Below are 16686 nucleotides of genomic sequence, written 5' to 3' on the forward strand. Positions count from 1 at the left end.
GCAGAACCAATGTGGGAGCGGGCTTGCTCGCGAAGGGGCCATCACATTCAACATCTTGGTTGACTGACACACCGCCTTCGCGAGCAAGCCCGCTCCCACATTTGATTGCATTTCAGGCTGGAATGGATTGATCCAGCGCCACACCCGCGCCAACAAGGCCGGAATACGGCGCCGTCACCAGCCACACCGGAATGCCTTTGAAGTAATCGCTCATGCACCCCTTGTCGGCGAAGCACCGGGCGAAACCGCTTTTGATGAAGAAGTCGGCAAACCGTGGAATTACCCCGCCAACGATGTAAACACCGCCGCGCGCCCCGGTGGTCAGCACGTTGTTGCCGGCCACGCGACCGAGCCAGCAGCAGAACTGCTCGAGCACTTCCAGGGCAATCGGATCGCCCGCCAGTCCGGCCGCCGTAATCGACTCAGGCGTGTCGAGCACCGGCGTGTGCCCATCCACCGCGCAGATCGCCCGGTAGACCCGCGGCAAACCACTGCCGCTCAACGCCGTTTCAGCACTGACATGGCCGATCTCGTTGAAGATGTGCTGCCACAGCTGGGTTTCTCGCGGGCTGCTCAGCGGCAGGTCGACGTGACCGCCCTCCCCCGGCAACGGGGCAAAACGGCCCGCGCCCAGATCGAGCAAGGTGCCCACGCCCAAGCCAGTGCCCGGGCCGATTACCACCGCCGGCCGCAACGGTTCCGGCGTGCCTTCGCAGACCACCCGAAACTCGCCCGGTTGCAAGCGGGTCATGCCCAGCGCCATCGCCGAGAAGTCGTTGATCAACAGCAGTTGATCCACCTGCAAGGTCTTGCAGAACCCCTTGCGACTGAGCCGCCAGTGATTGTTGGTGAACTTGAATTCATCACCGCTCACGGGGCCTGCCACCGAGAGGCACACCGAACCGATCGAACCCGGCGCCAGACCGAGCCCGCTCAGGTAGAGCGCAATGGCCTCCTCCGGGCTGGCGTGGTCTGCCGTCGCCAGCACCTGGACTGATTCCAGCTGCTGGTTTTTCCACAACGCGAAACGTGCGTTGGTGCCACCGATGTCACCGACCAAAGCCAGTTTCAATTAAGCGTCTCCAGGGCAGAAGTAAAGGCGCTGGCGCCTTGCTCTGCGGAGCTGAAGGCCATGCGCATGAAACCAAACAGTTCGCGACCGCTGCCAATGTTGTTGCCCAACAAACCTTTGGCTGGCTCGCGCGCTGCGAATTCTTCGGCGTCCACCTTAAGCTCCAGAGTGCCTTTGACGCCATCGACGCGGATGATATCGCCCTCTTGCACCCGTGCCAAAGCGCCGCCCACATAAGCTTCGGGGCTGACGTGGATCGCCGCCGGGATTTTCCCCGAGGCGCCGGACATACGCCCGTCAGTCACCAACGCGACTTTGAAGCCGCGATCCTGCAGCACGCCGAGGAACGGCGTCATCTTATGCAGTTCCGGCATGCCGTTGGAACGCGGGCCCTGGAAGCGCATCACAGCGACAAAATCCTTCTCCAGCAAACCGGCCTTGAACGCATCGGCCAGGTCCTGCTGATCCTGGAACACCATGGCTGGCGCTTCGACAACCTGGTTTTCCAGCGCGACCGCCGAGACCTTCATCACGCCACGGCCGAGGTTACCTTCCATCACGCGCAAGCCACCCTCTGCCGAGAATGCGCGAGCGACCGGACGCAGGATATTTTCGTCGAGGCTTTCGATCGGGCCTTCGCGCCAGACCAGTTCGCCGTTATCGAGGAACGGTTCCTTGGTGTAGCGGCTCAGGCCATGGCCGAGCACGGTGTTGACGTTTTCGTGAAGCAGGCCGGCTTCCAGCAGTTCGCGGATCAGGAACGACATGCCGCCCGCCGCCTGGAAGTGATTGATGTCGGCTTTGCCGTTCGGGTACACGTGGCTCAGGGTCGGCACCACCTCGGAGAGGTCGGCCATGTCCTGCCAGGTCAACTGGATGCCCGCAGCCATGGCGATGGCCGGCATGTGCAGGGTGTGGTTGGTCGAGCCGCCGGTGGCGTGCAGGGCCACGATGGAGTTGACCAGCGAACGCTCGTCGACGATTTCGCCGATCGGCATGAAGTCGCCGTTCTGCTTGGTCAGGCGCGTGACCTGGTGCGCTGCTTCGCGGGTCAGGGCATCGCGCAACGGGGTGTTCGGGTTGACGAACGAGGCGCCCGGCAAGTGCAGGCCCATGACTTCCATCAACAACTGGTTAGTGTTGGCGGTGCCGTAGAAGGTGCAGGTGCCAGGGCTGTGATAGGACTTCATCTCCGATTCCAGCAGCTCTTCGCGCGTCGCCTTGCCTTCGGCGTAGCGCTGACGCACATCGGCTTTCTGCTTGTTGGAGATGCCCGAAACCATCGGCCCGCCCGGCACGAAAATCGTCGGCAGATGACCGAACCGCAACGCGCCCATCATCAGGCCCGGCACGATCTTGTCGCAGATGCCGAGCATCAGCGCGCCGTCGAACATGTTGTGGGAAAGCGCTACCGCAGTGGACAGCGCGATCACTTCGCGGCTCGGCAGGCTCAGTTCCATACCCGGCTCGCCTTGGGTCACGCCATCGCACATGGCGGGGGTGCCACCGGCGAACTGGCCGACGGAGCCGATTTCGCGCAGGGCTTTTTTGATCTGTTCCGGGAAGACTTCGTACGGCTGGTGCGCCGACAGCATGTCGTTATATGACGAAACTATGGCGATGTTGGCGGAGTTCATCATCCGCAGGCTGTGCTTGTCGTCGCTGCCACACCCGGCTACGCCATGGGCGAAGTTGGCGCATTGCAGCTTGCCGCGCATAGGGCCGTCGCTGGCGGCGCCGCGGATCAATGCAAGGTAAGCCTCACGCGTGGTGCGGCTGCGGGCGATAAGCCGTTCGGTGACCTCAAGGACGCGGGGATGCATGTGTAGAACTCCAGGCTAACGGATGTGGCGACCTGATTGTCTATGCTGATCAAGCACCGCTGTGATTGGGATGACAGACGGTTTTCTTGATCATTCGGACCAGTTGATTCAGGTCACTCGTTGTAGATAAAACAAAATATTGCCACTAAAAAGGCTTGTTTTCTATTTTTTTGCGAATAATCTTGTAATTCCAACAACAAAACGACGGCGGCGCTGTAAATGACTCTTCGAATCGCAATCAATGGTTTTGGCCGTATCGGCCGTAATGTCCTGCGGGCACTGTATACCCAAGGTTATCGTCAGGATCTGCAGATCGTAGCGATCAACGACCTGGGCGACAGCTCGATGAATGCCCATCTGCTCAAGTACGACACTGTTCACGGCACATTCGATGCCGATGTCCAGCACGATCAGGAAAGCCTGACCGTCAACGGCGACCGTATTTCGGTCAGCGCCATTCGCAACCCGGCCGAATTGCCTTGGGCCGCGGAAAAGGTCGACGTCGTGTTCGAGTGCACCGGTCTGTTCACCGACCGTGCCAAAGCCGCCGCGCATATTACGGCCGGCGCGCGCAAAGTGATTATCTCGGCCCCGGCCAAAGGCGCCGACGCCACTGTGGTTTATGGGGTTAACCACGACATTCTGCGCCAATCGCACCAGATCATTTCCAACGCTTCGTGCACCACCAACTGCCTGGCCCCGGTGGCTCAGGTGCTGCACCGCGAGTTGGGCATCGAAAGCGGTCTGATGACCACTATCCATGCCTATACCAACGACCAGAACCTCACCGACGTCTACCACACCGACCCGTACCGCGCCCGTTCCGCCACCCAGAACATGATCCCGAGCAAGACCGGCGCCGCTGAAGCAGTGGGCCTGGTGCTGCCGGAACTGGCGGGCAAACTGACCGGCATGGCGGTGCGTGTTCCAGTGATCAACGTGTCGCTGGTGGACCTGACCGTGCAGCTCAAGCGTGAAGCATCGGCCGATGAAGTCAACGCGATGCTCAAACAAGCCAGCCTGCACTCGAAGATTCTCGGTTACAACACCCTGCCGCTGGTTTCCAGCGACTTCAACCACAACCCGCTGTCCTCGATTTTCGACGCCAACCACACCAAGTCCAGCGGCAAGCTGCTCAAAGTGCTGGCCTGGTACGACAACGAATGGGGCTTCTCCAACCGCATGCTCGATAACTGCCTGGCGCTTTGCAACGCCGAGTAAGCGTCTCACTCTACGTTGAACGCGGTGAAACGCCGAAAAATGCGTCGTCCCAGGCGCATTTTCGTCTGGAGAAGCAAGCGATGATCGGTATCAGTTTTACGCAAAAAACCCTGGCAGCGCGCAAGCGTATCGCCCTGGTTGCCCACGACCACTGCAAAGTATTTTTGCTGGATTGGGCCGAGCGGCAGAAAGACAAGCTCGCGCAACATGAACTGGTCGCCACCGGCACGACGGGGTTGTTGTTACAACAACGCCTCGACCTGCCGGTGGAAAGCATGATCAGCGGTCCGCTGGGCGGCGACCAACAACTCGGCGCGCGAATCGCCGAGCAGCGGGTCGATATGCTCGTGTTCTTCTGGGATCCGTTTGAACCGCAACCCCACGACCCGGACATCAAGGCGCTGCTGCGGGTCGCGGCGGTGTGGAACATCCCGGTGGCCTGCAACGAGTGCAGCGCCGATTACCTGCTCAGCAGCCCGTTGATGGATCAGGCTCACGAACACCGCATCCCGGATTACGCGACCTATCTGCTGGGTCGTGGGTAAAGCGTCACAAATCAGCACTTGACCATTCGAGCGGATGATAAGCATTATCATTTGCTCGAAATGGATCAGGTCCTCCCGTGAGTCAATCGCGCTTCAATCACCTCTTCATCGCCCAGCGCGTCTCGCTGCTGCGTACGCTGGAGCGGATGGTCAACAATCACAGCACCGCCGAAGACCTCTTGCAGGAAACCTACCTGCGCGTGACCCGAGCGCTCAGCGAGCGGGCCATCGATCACCTTGAACCCTTCGTGTTCCAGACCGCCCGCAACCTGGCGCTGGACCATCTGCGTGCGCGACGCATCCAGTCCCGCACCATGCTCGACAATGTGCCGCCGGACGTGGTGCAGGCGGTCGCCTCACCCGTCAGTAGCGCCGAAGATGCCGCTCATGCCGAACAGTTGCTCGAACGCTTGAACGTGAGCCTCAGTGAACTAAGCCCGCGTCAGCAGAAGATTTTCATCCTCAGTCGCCTGCATGGGCACAGCTATCTGGAGATTGCCGAGAAGCTCGGCGTGTCGTTGAGCACCGTGCAAAAGGAGCTGAAGCTGATCATGGCGATCTGCATCGGCATCGCGCAGCGGCTAAACGGCGACTGAGAGCGCAGATTTACGCGAGCAGGCTTTGCTACTCTTGCTCCACTTCGAGCTTCACTAAAAAAACAGCCGTGCACAGACACTGCCGAGGAAACACAGTGACGGACACTCATCGCTCCCCTCCGCCCTCCCCGGCGCGGGACTCCGCCAGTGCAATGGACCAGGCGCTGGACTGGCTCATCGTGTTGGGCAGTCCGAGCGAAGAACAGACCCGACAATTCCATGACTGGCTCGACGCCGACCCGTTGCATGCCGAGGCGTTTGCCAAGGCGCAGGCGATCTGGGACGGCCCGCAGGTCACGCAATGTGCGCAAAACCTGGCCGCCCAGCCGCCGAAAGTGACCGTCCTGTCGCGTCTTCGTCCGCACTGGAGACCGTTGGCCACGGCGGCAGTGCTGATTCTCGGGTTGTTCAGTTTCAGCAATCTGCCGATGCGCCTTCAGGCGGATCATCTGACCGTAATCGGTGAACGCCAGCGCCTGCAACTGGAGGACGGCTCGAAAGTCCTGCTGAACACCAATTCGGCGTTTTCCAGCACCATCAACGATCAGCAACGCGTCGCCCGCTTGTATCAGGGCGAGGCGTTTTTCGAAGTACCGGCCAATCGCGCCGAACCGCTGGAGATCGACGCCGGGCCGGTCAAGGCCAGTGTGCGCGATACCGCGTTTGCCGTGCGCTATCTGGACGGCGTGGCCCAGGTTCGGGTGCAGCGCGGCGATGTCGATTTGCGCGCCACGCGTAATGACGCGCGAGTGCGGCTCTCCGCCGGCGAAAGCATCCGCATCGGCCCCAACGGCTTCGATCATCCGGCCAAGCTCGATGCGGCCACCGATCTGGCCTGGGTCCAGGGTCGGCTGGTGTTCGAGAACTGCCCACTGAGCCAGGTGCTGGCGGAACTGCGCCGTTATTATCCAGGCTGGATCATCAACACCAACGAGCAGTTGGCCGATGTTGCCGTCACCGGTAATTACCGGCTTGACCAGCCACTGGACGTGGTCCGCTCCCTCGCGCACATCACTTCCGCCAGACTTCAGGAATTCCCCGCGCTGGTGATCCTGAACTAAATGAGAATTATTTTTACTCGATAGCTGAAGCTCGTTCGTCTCGTTATAGCCAATGCAATTGATTCGCATCTCGCGATGCCCATCAGCACCTATAAAGATTCGTGCGACACGGAGCTCTATCGATGTCCTCTCGCCTTACCCGCCAGTCCTCTTCACCTTCACGCGTATTGTCGCTGCTGACCGCCGCCATCCTGATGGCCGGCAGCGCATCGCTCATGGCCGCCACCGCCGCCGAGCAACCGAGCCGCAACATGGGCGACTATTCGTTCGCCATTGCGCAGCAGCCGCTGGTGTCGGCGCTCAATGCGTTTACCGCCATCACCGGCTGGCAAGTCGGCTTGCCGGCCGAACTGGCTGAAGGCGTGGCCTCGCCGGGTGTGCAGGGTTCGCTGCCGCCGGAAAAAGCCCTGGATCGCCTGTTGGTGGGGACCAACTTGAGCTATCGCAAACTGGGCAATAACAACATCGTGCTGGAAAAACGCAGCACCAGCGGCGCCCTCAATCTGCAACAGGTGACCATCAGCGCCACCCGTCAGGAACAAGACGTGGCCAGCGTGCCGAGCACTGTCACTGTCCAAACCCGCGAAGAACTGGACCGCAACAACGTCAATAGCATCAAGGATCTGGTGCGTTACGAGCCCGGTGTTTCGGTGGGGGGTGCCGGTCAGCGCAGCGGCCTCACCGGCTACAACATCCGCGGCATCGACGGTGACCGCGTGTTGACTCAGGTCGATGGGGTGCAGGTGCCCGACGGTTTCTTCAACGGCCCGTATGCCCAGACCAACCGCAACTATGTCGACCCGGAAATCGTCAAGCGCGTGGAAATCCTCCGCGGCCCCGCTTCAGTGCTGTATGGCAGCAGCGCCATCGGCGGCGCGGTCAGCTACTACACCCTCGACCCGGACGACATCATCAAGCCCGGCAAAGACGTCGGCGCACGCCTGAAGACTGGCTACAGCTCGGCCGATGACAGCTGGCTGACCTCCGGCACCGTGGCCGGCCGCACCGGCGAGTTCGACGGCCTGCTGCACCTGAGCCAGCGCAATGGTCATGAAACAGAATCCTATGGCGAAACCGGCGGCATCGGCCTGAACCGCTCCGAGGCCAACCCCGAGGACGTACGCACCACCAACGTGCTGGCAAAACTGGGCTGGAACTACGCCGACGACTCGCGCTTCGGGCTGACTTACGAGCACTACAAGGATGACCGCGACACCAACCAACTGAGCGCGGTGGGCGGCCCATTCAACGCGGGACGCGGTTTCGGTTTCTATAAATCGCGTACCGGCAACGACACCATCACCCGTGAACGCTTCGGTCTGGAGCACAGCTTCGGCCTGGACAGCGCCTTGGCCGATCACATCAAGTGGACGCTGAACTACCAGATCGCCAAGACCGACCAGAGCACCGAAGAAATCTACGCGCCGTCGCGCACGGTGCTGCGTACCCGCGAAACCACCTACAAGGATCGCCAATGGGTGTTCGATGCCCAGGCCGACAAGTCGTTCGCCATCGCCAACACCGACCACCGCGTCACCTATGGCACCACCCTCAAACAGAACAAAGTCACCGGCCTGCGTACCGGTAGCGGCACTTGCCTGACCGTGGCCGGCAGCTGCCGCACCATCGGCGCCGCCAGAGCCACCGACACCCTGACCCCGGCCAGCGATTTCCCGGATCCGACCATCAACACCTACAGCCTGTTCGCCCAGGATGAGATCAGCTGGAACAACTGGACCTTCCTGCCCGGCGCACGCTATGACTACACCCAGCTCAAGCCGCACATCACCGACGAGTTCCTGGTCACCGCCGACCAGAGCGGCAACGGCGTGGTCAGCGACGACACCAAGACCTGGCATCGGCTGTCACCCAAATTCGGTACCACCTACAGCTTCAACGACAACTACACCTGGTACGGCCAGTACGCCGAAGGCTTCCGTACGCCGACCGCCAAAGCCTTGTATGGTCGCTTCGAAAACCTGTCCGGCGGCTATCAGGTCGAGCCCAATCCCGACCTTAAACCGGAAAAGAGCAAGAGCTATGAAACCGGCCTGCGCGGCCAGTTCGAGGCGGGTACCTTCGATGTGGCGGTGTTCTACAACAAGTACCGCGACTTCATCGACGAAAACGCTATCACCCCCGGTTACACCGAGACCACGTTCCAGAGCAACAACATCAAGCACGCCACCATCAAGGGCCTGGAGCTCAAGGGTCGCCTGAACCTGGACAGCTTCGGTGCGCCGAACGGCCTCTACACCCAAGGCTCGGTGTCCTACTTGTATGGTCGCAACGATGACAGCGGCCAGCCGCTTAACAGCATCAACCCGCTGACCGGCGTGTTCGGTCTGGGTTATGACCAGGACACCTACGGTGGCCTGTTGAGCTGGACCCTGGTCAAACGCAAGACCCGCGTCGACAGCACCAGCTTCAATACTCCGGACGGCACCAGCACCCAGTTCAAGACCCCAGGTTATGGCGTGCTCGACCTGGCGGGTTTCTACAAGGTGACCGACGATCTGACCCTCAACGCCGGCCTGTACAACCTGACCGACAAGAAATACTGGCAGTGGGATGACGTGCGCGGTTACGACAGCGTCGGCGAAGCCTCGGTTACGCAACCGGCCAACCTCGATCGCCTGACCCAACCGGGTCGCAACTTCGCGGTCAATCTGGTCTGGGATATCTGACCCAGTGTCCTCCCTGCGCTCTTTCACAGGAGCGCGGGGATTTTTTTACTGTCTGGCGCCGCCCCGTTCGTCTCGTTACCAAGCGCCTCTTTTTCTCAAGGACTTCTCATGACTTCCCAGGACACTGCTCAACGCCCTGCTCTGCGTTCGCAACGTTTGAATCAGATCACTCACGAACCTCACAGCAAACTCGACGCGTTGGTCAAAGCCCACGCACCGTTCGAAACCCAGGCCAACTTCGCGCGTTTCGTGGTTGCGCAGTACTTGTTCCAGTCGGAACTGGTGTCGCTGTACAACGATGCGCAACTGGCTGCCATCATTGCGGACTTACCGGCCCGCTGCCGTGCTGAAGCGGCCAAGGCTGACCTGGCGGATCTGGACACTGAAGTTCCGGCCCCGGTTGCGGGTGCAGTCAACAATCCAGCCAAAGCCGAGGCCTTGGGCTGGTTGTTTGTTTCGGAAGGCTCGAAGCTCGGTGCGGCTTTCCTGATCAAGCGTGCCGTGGGTCTTGGCTTGAGTGAAACCTTTGGTGCTCGTCATCTCGCCGAACCAGCTGGCGGCCGCGCTGAAGGCTGGAAAAGCTTCGTCAAGACGCTCGATGGGTTGACATTCAGCGAGCAGGAAGAAGCCGAGCTGGATAAAGGCGCAATCGATGCGTTCAACCGCTTTACCGTGTTGCTGGAACAGGCTTACGCCACCACCCCCGAACTTGCCTGAAAATACGGTCCTGTGGGAGCGGGCTTGCTCGCGAAAGCGGTGTAACAGTCGACTTCTCTGTTGAATGTCAGACCCCATTCGCGAGCAAGCCCCGCTCCCACAGGGTATGTGCATTACCGCAAGCCTCACGATCTACCTTGAGCCCCATGTCTCACCCAACCACCTCAAAACTCACCCGAATCCTCTTCGCCCTGCTGGCTTACATCAGCCTGGGCATCGGTCTGATCGCCATCGTCATCCCCGGCCTGCCGACCACCGAGTTCATCCTGCTGGCTGCCTGGGCCGCGACCAAAAGTTCGCCGCGTCTGAGTGCCTGGCTGGAAAACCATCGGCTGTTCGGGCCGATCCTGTGCAACTGGCGTAACGGCAAAATCATCGCCCGTCGCGCCAAGGTCAGCGCCACCGTCAGCATGCTGCTGTGCGCAGGGTTGATGCTGGTAATGCTTGATCATGGCTGGCCGATTTACCTGGCCATCGCGGGCATGGGTCTGGGGAATATATGGATCTGGTCACGGCCGGAATCACTCGCGACACCCTCCTGACACAAATCTCCTGTGGGAGCGAGCCTGCTCGCGATGACGGAATGACATTCACCATGATGTCGACTGTAAAACCGCTATCGCGAGCAGGCTCGCTCCCACAGGGGGATTTCATCCGGCTTGGAAGATTTTTGATCTATGCTCGGGCTCTCGTTCCGGAGGGCCTTCGATGACTGGTTTACTCACGTCCATTCAAGCCGCACTCGGCTTGCATCACACCTCAATCCCGTTCACCTCGAGCGGCGCCCTGCCCTCGGCGTTTGCCGTCACCGACCTTGCCTGCGCGAGCATTGCCGCTGCCGGTCAGGCTGTCAGTGAATTGCTGCAACAACACACCGGCCGTTTGCCTACTCTTGAAGTCGACCGGCGCCTGGCGTCGTTCTGGTTCGCGACGTCGATCCGCCCTGTGGGCTGGAGCGTTCCACCGTTGTGGGACCCGGTTGCCGGTGATTACGCGACCAAGGACGGCTGGATCCGCCTGCACACCAACGCGCCTCATCATCGTGGCGCGGCTGAAAACGTGCTCGGCGCCTGTGTCGACCGCGCAGCCATGGCGAGCAAGGTTGCGCAATGGGGGAAAAGTGATCTGGAACAGGCCGTCGTTGATGCCGGTGGTTGCGCGGCGGAAATGCGAAGCTGGAAGCAATGGCAGGTCCACCCCCAAGGTCAGGCTGTGAACGCCGAACCGCTGATTCAGTTCAGCGCCGACAACGGCCAAAACCCCAAACCGTGGCAAGGTTCAGTGGCGCAACCGCTGGCCGGGATCAAAGTGCTGGATCTCACACGGGTACTCGCCGGCCCGATCGCCAGCCGCTTCCTCGCAGGGCTCGGCGCCGATGTTTTGCGCATCGACCCACCGACCTGGAACGAACCGGGCGTGGTGCCGGAAGTCACTTTGGGCAAACGCTGCGCACGCCTGGACCTGCACGACAAGACGGATCGAGCAGTGTTCGAAAACCTGCTCAAGGACGCCGATATCTTGCTCCACGGCTACCGCGCCGATGCCTTGGAAAGGTTGGGTTACGGTGTCGCCGCGCGGCAAAAACTGGCACCGGGTCTGATTGATGTGTGCCTCAACGCCTACGGTTGGAGCGGCCCCTGGCAGAACCGTCGAGGGTTCGACAGTTTGGTTCAGATGAGCAGCGGGATTGCCGAAGCGGGGATGCAGTGGAAGAAAGCGAACAAGCCGACACCGCTACCGGTGCAGGCGCTTGATCACGCCACCGGGTATTTGATGGCGGCTGCGGCGATCACGTTATTGGGACGTGGCGGGTCAGCCAGATTGTCGTTGGCGCGGACCGCCAAGTTGCTGATTGAGCATGGCGCGGGGACAGATGAGGCGTTGCGGGCGGAGGATCAAAGCGATCAAGGGATGTTGGTTGAGCAGACACCTTGGGGACCGGCCCATCGGTTGCAGGTACCGTTGAAGATCACCGGGACACCGTTGCAGTGGGCGCTGCCGGCCGGGGAGTTGGGTTCCCATCGCGCGCAGTGGTGGTGACCATCAGATAGCTATCGCGAGCAGGCTCGCTCCCGCAGGTGATCACATTTCTCCAATGCGGCTCGGTCAACTGTGGGAGCGAGCCTGCTCGCGATAGGGCCGAAAAACTCAACACAATTGCTGGAAGTGTATTCAGTCTGGTCGGCTCAGAGTGTCCAAAGCACCTGCGCCGCATACCCTCATCACACCGTGAACGCCGTTCAACCCGATGCTGCGCGAATACACGCCATCGACCACCGTTTCCATCCCGACCACCGCCCGCGCCGACAAAAAACCCAGTATTGCCGACCAGTCATAAGGCCGTTGATACGCCAGCAATAACCTCACAACGACAGTAACCCACTGTACAGCCCGTACGCCGCCAACCCCGCCCCGGCGACCACACAGCTGAAAATCCCCTTCTCCACTGAGGTAAACAATGGCTCGCCCTGTTCCCGTTTGGCCTGGGCAAACAGAATCACCCCCGGCGCATACAACAACGCCGAGAGCAGCAGGTATTTCACGCCGCCGGCATACAACAACCAAATCGCGTAACACAGGGCAATGCCACCGATCAGCAAGTCTTTCGTGCGCTCGGCCGACGCATGCTCATAGGTTTCCCCTCGCCCGCTCAGCAACACCGCGTACGCCGCCGACCACAGGTAGGGCACCAGAATCATCGATGAAGCGAGGTAAATCAGGCTGGTGTAGGTACCGGCGGAAAACAGCGTGATCAGCAGAAAAATCTGGACCATCGCGTTGGTCAGCCACAGTGCATTGACCGGCACATGATTGGCGTTTTCCTTTGTCAGGAACGCTGGCATGGTCTTGTCTTTCGCGGTGGCGAAGAGGATTTCGGCGCACAGCAGCGCCCAGGACAGCAATGCTCCCAACAGCGAAATAGCCAGGCCGATGCTGATCAACAGCGCGCCCCAAGGGCCGACGATATGTTCCAGCACCGCCGCCAGCGACGGGTTCTGCAACGTGGCCAATTCCGGCTGACTCATGATTCCAAGGGACAACACGTTCACCAGCACCAGCAGCGCCAACACACCGATAAAACCGATGACTGTCGCTCGGCCCACGTCCGAACGCTTCTGCGCCTTCGCCGAATACACACTGGCGCCTTCAATGCCGATGAAGACGAACACGGTAACCAGCATCATGTTGCGCACCTGATCCATCACGCCGCCGAAATTCGGGTTACTGCGGCCCCAGATGTCGCGGGTGAAGATGTCCGCCTTGAAGGCCACAGCGGCGATGACGATGAACATGATCAGCGGCACGATCTTGGCCACGGTGGTCAGTTGATTGATGAACGCCGCTTCCTTGATCCCGCGCAGCACCAGAAAATGTACCGCCCACAGCAGCACCGACGCGCAGCCGATGGCAATCGGCGTGTTGCCTTGGCCAAACACCGGAAAGAAATAACCGAGCGTACTGAACAGCAACACGAAATAACCGACGTTGCCCAGCCAGGCGCTGATCCAGTATCCCCAGGCAGACGAGAACCCCATGTAATCGCCAAACCCGGCCTTGGCGTAGGCGTACACCCCGGAGTCCAGTTCCGGTTTGCGATTGGCCAGGGTCTGAAAGACGAAGGCCAGGGTCAGCATGCCGACGGCAGTGATCGCCCAACCAATCAATATCGCCCCGGCATCGGCACGCGCCGCCATGTTTTGCGGTAAGGAAAAAATCCCGCCGCCAATCATCGATCCCACCACCAAAGCGATCAGCGCACTCAGGCGAAGCTTTTGCGTCGGTTGTGACATTCGTGCATCTCCATTTCCCTGGCGCGCTATGGCTTCGAGACCGTCACATAGTCGGTTTTTAACTAAATAGATAAAGCGTAATAACGTTTATCAATTAATGCCAATCTTGTCTTTATTTATAACTGATCACGCTATTGCAGCAGGCCGAAAATAGCGGTTTTGTCGGTAGACCCTAATAAATCAATATCACTGCAAAACCCAATGACCAATACTTGCCAAAACAAAAAAACAAACTAGCGTCTAAACCTCAACTGATACGCTCTATTTCTTTCACTTTTATCCGAGGCCTCTGCACAGGGCTTTCCGGGCATTAGCCTTATGCCTGCAAAAGACCCATAAGTCTTTACTTAACAATGGAATGTGACCATGCATTGATCTAAGTCAGATGATTGAACAGCGAACAAAACTAACCTGTTTTCTCTCTTCTCCTGCACTGGAGTCATGCAATGTCTGAATCCCCCGGAAAACTGAAACTCGGCGCCCTGGTTGCATTGGTTGTCGGCTCAATGATTGGTGGCGGGATCTTCTCTTTGCCCCAGAACATGGCCGCCAGTGCAGACGTCGGTGCCGTTCTTATCGGTTGGGCAATTACCGCAGTCGGCATGTTGACCCTGGCCTTCGTCTTCCAGACCCTCGCTAATCGAAAACCTGATCTGGACGGCGGTGTTTACGCCTACGCCAAAGCCGGTTTCGGCGACTACATGGGTTTTTCGTCCGCCTGGGGTTACTGGATCAGTGCCTGGCTGGGTAACGTTGGTTACTTCGTTCTGTTGTTCAGCACCCTCGGTTACTTCTTTCCGATCTTCGGCGAAGGCAACACGGTTGCTGCCGTGATCGGCGCGTCTGTGCTGCTCTGGGGTGTGCATTTCCTCGTGCTGCGCGGCATCAAGGAAGCAGCGTTCATCAACCTGGTGACCACCATCGCCAAGGTCGTGCCGCTGCTGCTGTTCGTCCTGATCGCGGTGTTCGCGTTCAAACTGGACATCTTCACCGCTGACATCTGGGGCCTGAAAAACCCGGACCTGGGCAGTGTGATGAACCAGGTGCGCAACATGATGCTGGTCACCGTGTGGGTATTCATCGGTATCGAAGGCGCGAGCATTTTCTCAGCCCGTGCGGAAAAACGCAGCGACGTGGGTAAAGCCACCGTCATCGGCTTCATCACCGTGCTGCTGTTCCTGGTGCTGGTGAACGTGCTGTCGCTGGGCATCATGACCCAACCGGAATTGGCCAAACTGCAGAACCCGTCCATGGCCGCCGTGCTGGAACATGTGGTCGGTCATTGGGGCGCGGTGCTGATCAGCGTCGGCCTGATCATCTCATTGCTCGGTGCGCTGCTGTCGTGGGTGTTGCTGTGTGCAGAGATCATGTTCGCTGCCGCCAAGGACCACACCATGCCGGCGTTTTTGCGCAAGGAAAACGCCAACCATGTACCGGCCAACGCCTTGTGGCTGACCAACGTCATGGTCCAGTTGTTCCTGATCGTCACGCTGTTCTCGGCCAGCACTTATCTGTCGCTGATCTACCTCGCCACCTCAATGATTCTGGTGCCGTACCTGTGGTCGGCGGCTTACGCGCTGCTGCTGGCGGTGCGCGGCGAGAGTTATGAGAACGCTATAGCCGAGCGCAGGAAAGACCTGTTCATCGGCGCCGTCGCGTTGATCTATGCGGTCTGGTTGATCTATGCCGGCGGGGTCAAATACCTGCTGCTCTCCGCCCTGCTCTATGCGCCCGGCGTGATCCTGTTCGCCAAGGCCAAACTTGAAGTCAACAAACCGGTTTTCACCAACGTCGAGAAGCTGATTTTCGCAGCGGTTGTCGTGGGCGCCCTGGTGGCAGCTTACGGGCTGTATGACGGCTTCCTGACTCTGTAACACCCGACTCTCATTTGTCATCTGGAGGATCACTGTAATGACCACCGAAAAAGTTAAGTACGGCGTCCATTCCGAAGCCGGCAAACTGCGCAAAGTCATGGTTTGCTCCCCCGGCCTGGCCCACCAGCGGCTGACCCCGAACAACTGTGACGAACTGCTTTTCGATGATGTGCTGTGGGTTGCTCAAGCCAAGCGTGACCATTTCGACTTCGTCACCAAAATGCGCGAGCGCAACGTCGACGTGCTGGAAATGCACAACCTGCTGACCGACATCGTTGCAATTCCTGAAGCCCTCGACTGGATCCTGGAGCGCAAGATCACCGCGAATTCGGTGGGCTTGGGTCTGGTCAATGAAACCGCATCCTGGCTGCGTAGCCTGGAGCCGCGCAAGATCGCTGAATTCCTGATTGGCGGCGTCTCCGCCGATGACCTGCCGGACAGCTTCGGCGGCAAAACCATTCAGATGTTCCGCGAATTTCTCGGTCACTCCAGCTTCATTCTGCCGCCGCTGCCCAACACCCAGTTCACCCGCGATACCACTTGCTGGATCTACGGCGGCGTGACGTTGAACCCGATGTACTGGCCGGCGCGCCGTCAGGAAACGTTGCTGACCACCGCCATCTACAAATTTCACCCGCAGTTCACCAACGCCGACTTCCAGATCTGGTACGGCGATCCGGATCAGGACCATGGCAGTGCCACCCTTGAGGGCGGCGACGTGATGCCGATCGGCAATGGCGTGGTGTTGATCGGCATGGGCGAGCGTTCGTCCCGCCAGGCTATTGGCCAATTGGCGGTCAACCTGTTCAAGAACAAGGCTGTCGAACGTGTGATTGTCGCCGGCCTGCCGAAGTCCCGCGCAGCGATGCACCTGGACACCGTGTTCAGCTTCTGCGACCGCGACCTCGTGACCATTTTCCCGGAAGTGGTGAACCAAATCGTCGCCTTCAGCGTGCGCCCTGATGAAAGCAAACCGGGCGGCGTCGATATCCGCCGCGAAGAAACCAGCTTCCTCGATACCGTGGCCAAGGCCCTCAACCTGAAAGCGCTGCGCGTCGTCGAAACCGGCGGCAACAGCTTCGCCGCCGAACGCGAGCAATGGGACGACGGCAACAACGTGGTGGCGGTGGAACCAGGTGTGGTGATCGGCTACGACCGCAACACCTACACCAACACCCTGCTGCGCAAGGCCGGTGTGGAAGTCATCACCATCAGCGCCGGTGAACTCGGTCGCGGGCGTGGCGGTGGCCACTGCATGACCTGCCCGATCATTCGCGACCCTATCGACTATTAACTTTC

Annotated in this window: 13 protein-coding genes and 1 pseudogene; 10 read left to right on the top strand and 4 right to left on the bottom strand. The window is 59.7% G+C overall.

Annotated features, from left to right (window positions below; genetic code table 11):
- Positions 1 to 112: 112 nt before the first annotated feature.
- Positions 113 to 1072, bottom strand: a complete 960-nt coding sequence (locus tag KVG95_RS01355; RefSeq protein ID WP_217854249.1) for a glucokinase — start codon at positions 1070 to 1072, stop codon at positions 113 to 115.
- On the bottom strand, positions 1069 to 2895 hold the full coding sequence (gene edd, locus KVG95_RS01360; protein WP_052967861.1) for a phosphogluconate dehydratase: 1827 nt from the start codon (positions 2893 to 2895) through the stop codon (positions 1069 to 1071). The genes KVG95_RS01355 and edd overlap by 4 nt, the downstream gene beginning before the upstream one ends.
- A gap of 219 nt (positions 2896 to 3114) precedes the next feature.
- On the opposite strand from edd, the gene gap reads away from it, so the two are divergent.
- The 8 genes from gap (at position 3115) to KVG95_RS01400 (ending at position 11762) form a co-directional block, all read left to right on the top strand.
- On the top strand, positions 3115 to 4116 hold the full coding sequence (gap, locus tag KVG95_RS01365; protein WP_052967860.1) for a type I glyceraldehyde-3-phosphate dehydrogenase: 1002 nt from the start codon (positions 3115 to 3117) through the stop codon (positions 4114 to 4116).
- Between the two features lie 80 nt (positions 4117 to 4196).
- Complete coding sequence (locus tag KVG95_RS01370; RefSeq protein WP_007903352.1) at positions 4197 to 4661, top strand: methylglyoxal synthase; 465 nt, start codon at positions 4197 to 4199, stop codon at positions 4659 to 4661.
- 77 nt (positions 4662 to 4738) lie between these two features.
- A complete protein-coding gene (locus tag KVG95_RS01375; protein ID WP_217854250.1) occupies positions 4739 to 5257 on the top strand; it encodes an RNA polymerase sigma factor in 519 nt (172 codons plus the stop codon).
- A 95-nt stretch (positions 5258 to 5352) separates the two neighbouring features.
- Positions 5353 to 6318: a FecR family protein gene (locus tag KVG95_RS01380; protein WP_217854251.1), complete on the top strand. Its 966-nt coding sequence runs from the start codon at positions 5353 to 5355 to the stop codon at positions 6316 to 6318.
- 122 nt (positions 6319 to 6440) lie between these two features.
- Positions 6441 to 9005, top strand: coding sequence for a TonB-dependent receptor (locus tag KVG95_RS01385; protein ID WP_217854252.1), 2565 nt, complete (start codon positions 6441 to 6443; stop codon positions 9003 to 9005).
- 108 nt (positions 9006 to 9113) lie between these two features.
- Positions 9114 to 9722, top strand: a complete 609-nt coding sequence (locus tag KVG95_RS01390) for a biliverdin-producing heme oxygenase (protein ID WP_217854253.1) — start codon at positions 9114 to 9116, stop codon at positions 9720 to 9722.
- Positions 9723 to 9868: 146 nt separating this feature from the next.
- Positions 9869 to 10264 carry a YbaN family protein gene (locus KVG95_RS01395; RefSeq protein ID WP_052967954.1) on the top strand — a complete coding sequence of 132 codons (396 nt, stop codon included), beginning with the start codon at positions 9869 to 9871 and terminating at the stop codon, positions 10262 to 10264.
- Between the two features lie 166 nt (positions 10265 to 10430).
- Positions 10431 to 11762 carry a CoA transferase gene (locus tag KVG95_RS01400; RefSeq protein WP_217854254.1) on the top strand — a complete coding sequence of 444 codons (1332 nt, stop codon included), beginning with the start codon at positions 10431 to 10433 and terminating at the stop codon, positions 11760 to 11762.
- 147 nt (positions 11763 to 11909) lie between these two features.
- On the opposite strand, the pseudogene KVG95_RS01405 reads toward KVG95_RS01400, so the two are convergent.
- Positions 11910 to 12089, bottom strand: a pseudogene (locus KVG95_RS01405) (AlkA N-terminal domain-containing protein); the annotation flags it as partial.
- Positions 12086 to 13513, bottom strand: a complete 1428-nt coding sequence (arcD, locus tag KVG95_RS01410) for an arginine-ornithine antiporter (RefSeq protein ID WP_217854255.1) — start codon at positions 13511 to 13513, stop codon at positions 12086 to 12088. The pseudogene KVG95_RS01405 and the gene arcD (KVG95_RS01410), both read right to left, overlap by 4 nt.
- A 446-nt stretch (positions 13514 to 13959) precedes the next feature.
- Here arcD (KVG95_RS01410) and arcD (KVG95_RS01415) point away from each other — a divergent pair, with 446 nt between their 5' ends.
- Both arcD (KVG95_RS01415) and arcA read left to right on the top strand, forming a co-directional pair.
- Positions 13960 to 15387, top strand: coding sequence for an arginine-ornithine antiporter (arcD, locus tag KVG95_RS01415; protein WP_217854256.1), 1428 nt, complete (start codon positions 13960 to 13962; stop codon positions 15385 to 15387).
- A gap of 37 nt (positions 15388 to 15424) precedes the next feature.
- Positions 15425 to 16681, top strand: coding sequence for an arginine deiminase (arcA, locus tag KVG95_RS01420; protein ID WP_217854257.1), 1257 nt, complete (start codon positions 15425 to 15427; stop codon positions 16679 to 16681).
- Positions 16682 to 16686: the final 5 nt, after the last annotated feature.

The sequence above is a fragment of the Pseudomonas farris genome (assembly GCF_019145235.1).
In the GTDB taxonomy this organism is placed as follows: domain Bacteria; phylum Pseudomonadota; class Gammaproteobacteria; order Pseudomonadales; family Pseudomonadaceae; genus Aquipseudomonas; species Aquipseudomonas farris.